This is a genomic window from Chloroflexia bacterium SDU3-3 (assembly GCA_009268125.1).
In the GTDB taxonomy this organism is placed as follows: Bacteria; Chloroflexota; Chloroflexia; order Chloroflexales; family Roseiflexaceae; genus SDU3-3.
In genome coordinates this window covers 1-11,487 of the sequence record WBOU01000037.1, presented here as the reverse complement: position 1 = coordinate 11,487, position 11,487 = coordinate 1, and the positions used below count along the sequence as shown (strand labels likewise).

General features: G+C 61.4%; 5 protein-coding genes. 4 read left to right on the top strand and 1 reads right to left on the bottom strand.

Translation table 11 applies throughout. The features are described from left to right. Positions 1-168 precede the first annotated feature (168 nt). The 4 genes from F8S13_27400 (at position 169) to F8S13_27385 (ending at position 10,730) form a co-directional block, all read left to right on the top strand. On the top strand, positions 169-408 hold the full coding sequence (locus tag F8S13_27400) for a hypothetical protein (GenBank protein ID KAB8139625.1): 240 nt from the start codon (positions 169-171) through the stop codon (positions 406-408). 464 nt (positions 409-872) lie between these two features. Next, complete coding sequence (locus F8S13_27395) at positions 873-4,436, top strand: DUF3883 domain-containing protein (protein KAB8139624.1); 3,564 nt, start codon at positions 873-875, stop codon at positions 4,434-4,436. Positions 4,437-4,487: 51 nt separating this feature from the next. Continuing rightward, positions 4,488-7,346: a DUF1156 domain-containing protein gene (locus tag F8S13_27390; protein KAB8139623.1), complete on the top strand. Its 2,859-nt coding sequence runs from the start codon at positions 4,488-4,490 to the stop codon at positions 7,344-7,346. A 15-nt stretch (positions 7,347-7,361) separates the two neighbouring features. Beyond that, positions 7,362-10,730, top strand: coding sequence for an ATP-binding protein (locus F8S13_27385; protein ID KAB8139622.1), 3,369 nt, complete (start codon positions 7,362-7,364; stop codon positions 10,728-10,730). Positions 10,731-10,807: 77 nt separating this feature from the next. On the opposite strand, the gene F8S13_27380 is transcribed toward F8S13_27385, so the two are convergent. Then, a complete protein-coding gene (locus tag F8S13_27380; protein ID KAB8139621.1) occupies positions 10,808-11,344 on the bottom strand; it encodes a hypothetical protein in 537 nt (178 codons plus the stop codon). Positions 11,345-11,487 lie beyond the last annotated feature (143 nt).

The window sequence follows — 11,487 nt, the reverse complement described above, 5'->3', positions numbered from 1 at the left end:
GTTGGGGCTTCGCTTCCTGGCCTCGTGCCTGCGTCATCGTCGTCCGCTGCCCCATCGCCTGCCAAAAACACTCGTTCGCGCCCATCAGAAGCCGATCACATGTTCTGTACGGTAGTCAATGTAGGATTACGGTCTGGATTATCTAATGCGCTAGTTTATGGATTTAGTATGGTATTCCTTAATGGGCTTGCTTTTGGCGGTCGTGCTGTCATCCAGCACTACACCCTGCGCTTACTCCTCTGGCTAAGCGGCGTGATGCCGTGGAACATCGCGGCAATGCTCGACGCGGCGGCGCGCCGCTCGCTGCTGCGGCGGGTGGGCGGGGGCTGGGTGTTCACGCACCGCATGCTGCTGGAGTACTTCCGCGACCTGAGTGATGAGGAGCTGGAGGATCTGGTGAGGGACTAGTTTGCCCTATCTGCCCTCTTTCTTGGCCCTTTCCCACCGCTACGCTTCATTTTTACCAGACCTTAACCACTATCATGCGCTTGCAGGCTGTGTGGGGCATTCCCAACGGCCTGCGTTTGGTGTATGATGGGTGCAAGTGGGTTTAAAACCCGGTGAGGATGTGATGACTCCTGCAATTCGCCTTCAGCTGGCCGCAACCTTCCCTGATCTTGTGGCCCAGGCGGGCCTCTCGCAGCGGGCCTTTGCCCGCCGCGCCGGGGTGAGCTTCTCGACCATTATGGGCCTGATGCACCCAGGGCTGCACCCTGGGCGGCGCGGCGGCATGCAGCGCACGACGGCTTGGCGCATCGCTCAGGCCTATGCCTCGCTCGTGGGGATCGATGCGGTGGCGGCGTTTCGCACGGTGATCATTGAGTGCCCCATGCGGCCCGTTGGTGCGGCGCATGGAGCTGAGGAGCACGCGCGTGGTGCGTTTGGAGGAGCTGACGCCGGGGACCGCCCTGCGCGGGATTCTGCCGCAGGGGCCGGTAACGGTGGTCAGCGTGCAGTGGTACGGGACGAGCGCCATCGATCTGACCTATCAGGATGCGACCGGGCGACGCGCGGCGCTGATGCTCTATCGCACGGATGAGGCGGACCTGGAGATCGTGCAGGAGGGGCGGCCCTGGAGCTTCGACGGCGACGGTGCGCTGTTCCGCCTGGTGGCCGAGGCCAACCGCATCCGCCTAGCGCATCTCTTCGACCCCGTGCTGGCTGTCCACACCTCGCTGGTCGATCCGCTGCCGCACCAGATCACGGCGGTGTATGAGACCATGCTGCCCCGCCAGCCGCTACGCTTCCTGCTGGCCGATGACCCCGGCGCGGGCAAGACTATCATGGCGGGCCTGCTGATCAAGGAGCTAATCGCGCGCGGCGATGTGCAGCGCTGCCTGATCGTGTGCCCCGGCAGCCTCGCGGAGCAGTGGCAGGATGAGCTGTTCCGCCGCTTCCACCTGCCGTTTGAGATCCTCACGAATGAGCAGCTGGAGGCCGCCCGCACCGGAAACTGGTTCCTCGAACATAACCTAATCATCGCCCGGCTGGATAAGCTCTCCCGCGATGAGCGGGTGCAGCAGAAGCTGGAGGCCCCTGACTGCCGCTGGGATCTGGTGGTCTGCGACGAGGCTCATAAGCTGGCGGCGACCTTCTTTGGCGGTGAGGTCAAGTACACCAAGCGCTACCGCCTGGGCCAGCTGCTGGGCAGCCTGACGCGCCACCTGCTGCTGATGACCGCCACGCCCCACAACGGCAAGGAGGAGGATTTTCAGCTCTTCATGGCCCTGCTGGATGCCGACCGTTTCGAGGGCCGGTTCCGCGATGGCGTGCACCAGGTCGATGTGTCCGACCTAATGCGGCGCATGGTCAAGGAGCAACTGCTAACCTTCAAGGAGAGGCCGCTGTTCCCCGAGCGTATCGCCCACACAGTGCCCTACCAGCTCTCGGATGCGGAGGCGGGGCTGTACCAGGCGGTGACGAGCTACGTGCGCGAGGAGTTCAATCGGGCTGAGGCGCTGAACAACAATAAGCGGGCGGGCACGGTCGGCTTCGCGCTGACGATCTTGCAGCGGCGGCTGGCCTCCTCGCCCGAGGCGATCTACCAGTCGCTGCGCCGCCGCCGCGAGCGGCTGGAGGCCGAGCTGCGCGAGCGTGAGCTGCTGCGGCGCGGTGCGGCGGTGGCTGCCCCAGCCGCGCTTGATGCGGACGACATCGACGATTTGGAGGATGCCCCCGAGCAGGAGGCCATGCAGATCGAGGAGCAGGTGGCTACGCAGGCCACGGCCTCAACGACCATTGAGGAGCTACGGCTGGAGATCATCACGCTGCGCGCGCTGGAGGCGCAGGCTCTGGCGGTGCGAGGCAGCGGCGATGACCGCAAGTGGCGCGAGCTGGCGGGGTTGCTGGGTAACATCTTCACCCCTGCGGCGGCAGATGGTGCAGAGGATGTCAGCAGCGTGCCTGCGGCGGTGGCCTCGCCCCGGCAGAAGCTGGTGATCTTCACCGAGCACCGCGATACGCTCAACTATCTCGTGCAGCGCATCACCACCCTGCTGGGGCGCGCCGAGGCGGTAGTGATGATCCACGGCGGCATGGGGCGCGAGGATCGGCTCAAGGCCCAGGAGGCGTTTCGCCACGATCCCAACGTGCAGGTGCTGATCGCCACCGATGCGGCGGGTGAGGGCATCAACCTCCAGCGGGCACACCTGATGGTCAACTACGATTTGCCGTGGAACCCCAACCGGCTGGAGCAGCGCTTTGGCCGCATCCACCGCATCGGGCAGACCGAGGTGTGCCACCTGTGGAACCTGGTGGCAGCGGAGACCCGCGAGGGCGATGTCTACCGCACGCTGCTGGAGAAGATCGACCAGGCGCGCGAGGCGCTGGGCGGGCAGGTATTTGATGTGCTGGGCAAGCTCCAGTTTGAGGATAAGCCGCTGCGCGAGCTGCTGCTGGATGCCATCCGCTATGGCGAGCAGCCGGAGGTGCGGGAGCGGCTGACCCGCGCGGTGGCGGGCGCGGTGGACCGCAGCCACCTCCAGCAGCTTTTGGAGGAGCGGGCGCTGGCGAACGATGCGCTGGATGTGGGGATGGTGGCGCGCATCCGCGAGGAGATGGAGCGGGCCGAGGCGCGGCGGCTCCAGCCGCACTATATCGAGTCGTTCTTCCTGGCGGCCTTCCAGCACCTGGGTGGCACGATCCGCCAGCGTGAGCCGCATCGCTACGAGGTGCCGCATGTACCCTCGGCAGTGCGCAGCCGCGACCGCCAGATCGGCGTTGGCGACCCGGTGCTGCCCCGCTACGAGCGGGTGGCCTTCGACAAGGCGCTGCTGGCCCCCCAGGGTATGGCCCAGGCCGCCTTTGTGTGCCCCGGCCACCCGCTGCTAGATGCGACGCTGGACCTGATGCTGGAGCGCTACCGCGAGCTGCTGCGGCGCGGGACGGTGCTGGTGGATGAGCGCGACGGCGGCACACAGCCGCGCGTGCTGTTCTCGCTGGAGCATGCCATCCAGGACGCGAGCCTGCTGCCGAGCGGCGAGCAGCGCACGATCTCCAAGCAGATGCTGTATGTGGAGCTGTCCGCCGATGGGACGGCGCGCAGCCTGCACTACGCGCCCTACCTCGACTACCGCCCGCTGCGCGCGGATGAGGTGACGCCCGATCAGGTGCTGGATCGCCCGGAGTGCGCGTGGATCACCCGCGAGCTGGAGCAGCGGGCGCTTGTGCACGCCGTGACCCAGACGGTGCCGGAGCACCTGCGCGAGGTGCGCGACCGCCGCCAGGCGCTGATCGCCAAGACGCGGGCCGCCGTGCGCGAGCGCCTGACCAAGGAGATGACCTACTGGGACCACCGCGCCGAGGAGCTGAAGCTCCAGGAGCAGGCCGGGCGCACCAACGCCCGTCTGAACTCGCAGGAGGCGCGCAAGCGGGCCGACGAGCTGGAGGGCCGTCTCCAGCGCCGCACGGCGCAGCTGGACCTGGAGGCGCAGATCACGGCGCTGCCGCCGGTGGTGCTGGGCGGGCTGGTGGTGGTGCCCATCGGGCTGCTTGCGGCGATGCTGGGCCGCCCCGCGCCCGCGCGCCCCAGCGCCGACACCCAGGCCGCAGCGGCCCGCGCCCGCGATCTGGTGATGGCCACCGAGCGGCGTCTGGGTTACGACCCCATCGACCGCGAGTTCGAGCACGTGGGCTATGATATTGAGAGCCGCGACCCCGCCACCGGCAGGCTGCGCTTCATCGAGGTCAAGGGGCGCGTTGCGGATGCGGCGACGATCACCGTGACCAAGAACGAGATCCTGACCGCACTGAACAAGCCCGATGACTACATCCTAGCCATAGTGGTGTTCCAGCCCGATGGCCAAGAGCAGGTGCGCTACCTGCGCACGCCCTTCGCCCAGAAGCCGGACTTCGGCGTGACGAGCGTGAACTACGACTTTGCGGATCTGTTAATGAGAAGCGAAAATCCTTTTCTGACAATTCCTTGTAGTATATAGCTCATTCACAACAATGATAAAAAGGGATAACTATAAGAACAGAGGTGAGGTATGTATACATTTAAGAAGCTCATCGAAGTTGCTTTACCGCTTGAAAAGATAAATGTCGCAAGTGCTCGCGAGAAGTCGATACATCATGGTCATCCAAGCGCACTTCATATATGGTGGTCTCGAAAACCATTAGCTACAGCACGAGCAATAATATTTGCACAAATGGTCGATGATCCTTCAGCACATCCCGATTTATTTCCCACCGAGGAGGCACAAAAGGTAGAACGTGAGCGTTTGTTTGCGCTGATTGAGCAGTTGGTACAGTGGGAAAACACCACCAATGAAGATGTACTCACCCAGGTACGTAACGAGATTTGGAAGAGTTGGCAAAGGGTCTGCTCAGCAAATCAGACCCATCCACAGATGGCAGAATTATTCAACCCTAATAATCTACCCAATTTTCATGATCCTTTTGCTGGTGGTGGCTCATTACCTTTGGAGGCACAGCGTTTGGGTTTGACAAGCTATGCTAGTGATTTGAATCCGGTGGCCGTATTGATCAATAAGGCAATGATCGAGATTCCACCAAAATTTGCGGGAATGTCGCCGGTCAACCCTATAGCTCGTCAAGAACACTTATCTCTCCATCAGCAGTGGGAAGGCGCGCAGGGACTTGCCGAAGATATACGTTACTATGGTCAATGGATGTACCAAGAATCTGAGAAACGCATTGGATATCTTTACCCAAAAATCTATATTACAGAACAAATGGCACATGATCGGCTTGATTTGCAGGCATATGTTGGGCAATCACTTACAGTGATAGCTTGGTTATGGGCGCGCACTGTAACAAGCCCTAACCCTGCATTCAGACACGTTCATGTGCCTTTAGTCTCAACCTTTGTTCTTGCTAATAAGCCAGGTAAGTATGTTTATATTGAACCATTAATAAAAGGAGATAGATATGATTTTATGGTAAAGACGAGTCAAAGTGACCTACATGAGTCAATAAAGAAAGGCACAAAATTGTCTCGTGCTAATTTTTTGTGCTTAATGTCACAATCTCCTATATCGGGTGAGTATATTAAATCTGAAGGGAAAGCTGGACGTATTGGCACTCGCCTGATTGCTATCATTGTTGAAGGTAAAAAAGAACGTATTTATCTTTCGCCTACAGTAGATCAGGAAAGCGCTGCTTTTCAAGCACATCCAACATGGATACCCGATGGTAACTTAGTACAGGACGCTCGTGCATTTACACCTATTCTCTATGGACTGCAAACCTGGAGTTCTCTTTTTACTGCACGGCAACTCCTTGCACTCCAAACTTTTTCCGATCTTGTAATTGAACTTCAAAAGAGAATCCAGGATGATATTCTAGAGGGCTATTTTGAGAAAGGTTCTGATATTCAAAGCTTAACAGAAGAACAGATTATAGATTATAAAAGCGCGATATCATTATATATGTCGCTTATAGTTGATAAATGCTCTGATTATTGGTCGTCTATCTGCACTTGGAATAATACGTCTGAAAAGATACGAGGTACTTTTAGTCGACAAGCTATTCCTATGACATGGGAATTTGTTGAGGCTAACCCATATAGTCACTCTTCAGGGAATTGGAAGTCTATGCTTGAGCGATATTGTATCTCTATATCTAATTTTACAGCAGTTATACCTGGAATAAGCATACAATTAGATGCAGCTGAGCAAAATATATCTCAGAAAAAAGTAATATCCACTGACCCTCCCTATTACGATAATATTGGGTATGCTGATCTGTCCGATTTTTTCTATGTCTGGATAAGAAATATGTTAAGAAGTACATTTCCTGATATACTCACGACATTAGAAGTTCCAAAAGCAGAAGAGTTAGTTGCAACATCCTATCGTCATGGTGGAAAGTATCAGGCTGAGAAATTCTTTCTGGATAGAATGACAAAGGCTATGAGTTGTTTATCACAACAAGCACATCCTGCTTTTCCAGTTACAATTTACTATGCTTTCAAACAAGTTGAATCAGATAATGGTGTGACTACAGGTTGGGAAACATTTCTTGAAGCAGTACTTAATGTAGGTTTTACTATAAGTGGAACTTGGCCAATACGAACAGAATTAGCTAGTAGGATGCGTAGTTCTGGTTCTAATGCTCTTGCCTCTTCAATAGTTCTTGTTTGCCGTCAGCGCCCACAAGATGCACCAACAGTGACGCGCCGTGACTTTATGAATGCGCTCAAGGCTGAACTACCAATGGCGTTTCGCTTGCTCCAGGCGGGCAGCATTGCCCCGGTGGACCTTGCCCAGGCCGCCATCGGTCCTGGCATGGCGATTTTCACGCGCTACAGCAAGGTCATCGACGCCAGCGGTGCGCCGCTCAGCGTGCGCGAGGCGCTCAAGCTCATCAACGAGATCCTGGATGAGGTGCTGGCCGAGCAGGAGGGCGACTTCGACACCGACACGCGCTGGGCGCTCGCCTGGTTCGAGCAGTATGGCTTCGACGCAGCCGAGTATGGCGTGGCCGAGACGCTCTCCAAGGCCAAGAACACCAGCGTGAGCGGCCTTGTCCACGCGGGCCTGCTGGCCGCCAGCGCGGGCAAGGTGCGCCTGCTGCGCCCGGAGGAGCTGCCTGCGGACTGGAACCCCGCTGCCGATGACCGCCTGACCGTCTGGGAGATGGTTCACCACCTCGTGCGGGCGCTGGCGGCGGGCGAGGGCGCGGCGGCCAGCCTGCTGGCCACGCTTGGCCCACGGGCGGACACCGCCCGCGAGCTGGCCTACCGCCTCTACACCATCTGCGAGCGCAAGAAGCGCGCGGCGGAGGCGCTGGCCTACAACGGCCTCGTGCAGAGCTGGATGGAGATGGCGCAGCTTGCGGCCACCGCATCGGACGCGACCCCAACGCAGCAGAGCCTGTTCTAAGGGAGAGATACCACCATGGCAACCACCAACTACGAGCGCGTGGGTAAGGCGATGGAGCTGCTGCGCCAGGGGCTTCAGCCCTTCATCGAGCGCGAGCTTCAGGCGCAGTATGGCAAATACTGGGTTACGACCGTCACCAACGGCTGGCGGAACGAGCTGACCTGGACCGATGAGAACACCCCGCACCTGGATGTGGCCGCGCTGCTGCGCCTGATGTGGGAGCAGTGGAACGAGGTCTTCCGCAAGACCCTGGGCTTTGGCGAGCGCAGCCTGGTCAGCGAGCTGCGCGAGTACCGCAACAAGTGGGCGCACCAAGCCACCTTCTCCACCAACGACGCCCAGCGCGCCCTCGACTCGGTGGCGCGGCTGCTCACCGCCATCACCGCCCCGCAGGCCGATGAGGCCGAGCGCATGCGTATGGAGCTGATGCGCCTGTTCTTCGACGAGCAGGTGCGCAGCGAGCGCCGCAAGAGCAGCGCCATCGAGAGCACCGTCACCGGCGCGCTCAAGCCCTGGCGCGAGGTGGTCACGCCGCACAAGGACGTGGCCAGCGGGCGCTACCAGCAGGCCGAGTTCGCCGCCGACCTCTGGCAGGTCCACCTGGGCGAGGGCAGCGACGAGTACCGCAACCCCATCGAGTTCTTCCGCCGCACCTACCTGACCGAGAGCCTGATCAGCCTGCTGGTCGGCGCGCTCCAGCGCCTTCAGGGCGCGGGCGGCGACCCCGTGGTGCAGCTCCAGACCAACTTCGGCGGCGGCAAGACCCACTCCATGCTCGCGCTCTACCACCTGGTCTCGGGCGTGAAGCCCACTGAGCTGGCCGGGATCGACCGCGTGATGGCGACGGCGGGCGTGGAGACGCTGCCCACGGCCCGCCGCGTGGTGCTGGTGGGCAACAAGATCTCGCCGGGCAACCCCTCGGTCAAGCCCGACGGCACCGTGGTGCGCACGCTCTGGGGCGAGCTGGCCTGGCAGCTCGGCGGGCGGCAGGCCTTTGAGCGCGTGCGGCTCGACGACGAGCGGGCCACCAGCCCCGGCGACGCCCTGCGCACCCTGTTCAACGACTACGGCCCCTGCCTCATCCTGATCGACGAGTGGGTGGCCTACGCCCGCCAGCTCCATGACCAGAGCGACCTCCCGGCGGGCGGCTTCGAGACCCAGTTCACCTTCGCGCAGGCCCTCACCGAGTCGGCCAAGCTGGCCAAAAACTGCCTGCTGGTCATCAGCCTGCCCGCCTCCGACACCACCGGCTCGCCCCACACCCAGACCGACGACGCCGAGGTCGGCGGCCAGCGCGGGCGCGAGGCGCTCGACCGCCTGCGCAACGTGATCGGGCGCGTGGAGTCCTCGTGGCGACCGGCCAGCGCCGAGGAGGGCTTCGAGATCGTGCGGCGGCGTCTGTTCGAGCCGCTGAGCGACCCCGCGCAGTTCAAGGACCGCGATGTGGTAGCGCGGGCCTTCGCCGACCTCTACCGCACCCAGCAGCAGGAGTTCCCGCCCGACTGCCGCGAGAGCAGCTACGAGCAGCGCATCAAGGCGGCCTACCCCATCCACCCCGAGATCTTCGACCGGCTGTACACCGACTGGTCTACGCTGGTCAAGTTCCAGCGCACCCGTGGCGTGTTGCGCCTGATGGCCGCCGTCATCCATAGCCTGTGGGAGAAGGGCGACCGCAACGCGCTGATCATGCCCGCCACCATCCCGATTGAGGAGCCGCGCGTGCAGTTTGAGCTGACGCGCTATCTCTCGGACAACTGGGTGCCGATCCTGGAGAAGGATGTGGATGGCCCCAGCTCGTTGCCGCTGAAGCTGGACGCTGAGGTGCCCAACCTGGGCAAGTTCTCGGCCAGCCGCCGCGTGGCGCGCACGGTCTACCTTGGCTCGGCCCCCATCGCCAGTGCGGCCAACCGGGGCCTGGAGGACCGGCAGATCAAGCTGGGCTGCGTGATGCCGGGCGAGACGCCTGCCGTGTTTGGCGATGCGCTGCGCCGCCTGAGCGCGGTGGCGACCTACCTCTACAACGATGGCCCGCGCTACTGGTACTCGACCCAGCCCACCGTGACCAAGCTGGCCGAGGACCGCGCCGAGCAGCTCAAGCGCGACCCCGACAAGATCGCCCAGGAGCTGGAGAAGCGCCTGCGGGCCGACCTGCGCAAGCCGGGGGATTTCAGCCGCATCCACCCGCTGCCCGCCAGCGGAGCCGACGTGGCCGACGATCTCGATACGCGCCTAGTGGTGCTGGGCAGCCACGCGGCCTACAGCAAGGAGCCGGGCAACCCCGCCGAGGCCGCCGCCCGCACCATCTTGGAGTACCGAGGGAGCGCCCCCCGGCTCTACCGCAACGCGCTGGTGTTTCTCGCGCCGGACAAGATCCGCATGCAGGAGCTAGAGGAGGCACTGCGCAAGTACCTGGCCTGGGATTCCATCCTGGCCGAGAAGGAGACGCTCGACCTCACGCCGCACCAGGTCAAGCAGGCCGAGGCCCAGCGGACCAGCGCCGAGGGCGCGGTGACGGGGCGCATCCCCGAGACCTATCAGTGGCTGCTCGCGCCCAAACAGACGCGCCCGCAGGACCCGGTGGAGTGGCAGGCGACCCGCCTGACGGGGCAAGACCCGCTGGCCGTGCGGGCCAGCAAGAAGCTGCGGAATGACGAGCAGCTCGTGCTCTCCCTGGCCCCCTCCAGCCTCCGCCTGGAGCTGGACAAGATCCCGCTGTGGCGGGGCGACCACGTCTCGGTGCGGCAGCTGGTGGAGGACTTCGCACGCTACCACTACCTGCCGCGCCTGCGCACGCCCTTGGTGCTCTGCGAGGCCATCCAGAACGGCGTGAACATGACCACGTGGGATCTAGACAGCTTCGCCTACGCCGAGCGCTACGATGAGGCGGCGGGCCGCTACCAGGGGCTGCGCATCGCCACGCTCGTGACCGTGAGCGAGCACGACAGCGCGCTGCTGGTGCGCCCAGAGGCCGCCCAGCGCCAGTTCATCGCCGAGACCCCGCCGCCCGCGCCCGCCGCTGGCCCCGCGCCCACGGGGATACCCAGCGCCCAGGCAGCGCTGGACATGGGTATCCCCAGCATCCGCGAGTCCGCCGCACCCTACACCGCATCCACCGGCGCGGCCAGCCCCGCCCCGGCCCGCAGGCCGCAGGCGCGGCGCTTCCACGGCACCGTGGCGCTCAGCCCCGAGCGGGCCGGGCGCGACGCCAGCAAGATTGCCGATGAGATCATCACGCACCTGGTCGCGCTGATCGGGGCCAACGTGCGCGTCACCCTGGAGATCGAGGCCGATATCCCCGACGGCGCGCCCGACCACGTGGTCCGCACCGTCACCGAGAACAGCCGCGTGCTCAAGTTCATCCAGGCGGGCTTCGAGGAGGAGTAGCTGCTACCCGACACCGGCATGCCGAAAAATTGGCATGCCGTGTCGGGTAGCATTGCAGTCAGGGGGATTAGCAAACGTTAATCGTGATCGAGATGTTTACCACAATGACCGATCACAATAACTTTCCGTTCAGCATCCCACGTAAAATGTGTCCGCCAGGTTTGCGCGATACTTTCCTTTCGACCAAGGCGTAGGTGCATAAGCATCTCTATTTCCTGGCCATTATAAGAAAAGGTGCGAAGTCGGCGTGCACGTGTGTTGTGTTGGACTGTTTCGGACTCCGTAGCAGCAAAATCATCACCAAATATCTGCCGCGCTACGTGATTACCTTGGCCTGCCACCAACATCTCCCAATAGTCGGTAACTAGTTTCCATAGAAGATCAAATGCTTGAGGTGTCCGCTCAAATCGTGCAGCCTCAGCGGCGGATTTCCAAGCACTAGGTAGAATAACAATGCGCTCTGGAAAAATCTGCTTGAGGATACATAATCCATCATTGAGTGTCAGTTTTGTCTGGTGAAGCCGATAGATTGCTTGGCGGAATTCATCATTGGGAAGTGATATAGGCCCATGAGTAGTAATGAAACGAAAACACGCGCTTTCACTTTTTTTCACAATGTTGGCACGTGCTCAGGTCTTTGACGGGGTCCCACCAACATTGGAACAGAAAGTGACGTTAAGGAAATCGGTCACAAGAAAGTCTACCGATGTGGGCGACGACCACACAGCACTACGACCAACCGCTGGCCGTAGCGCTT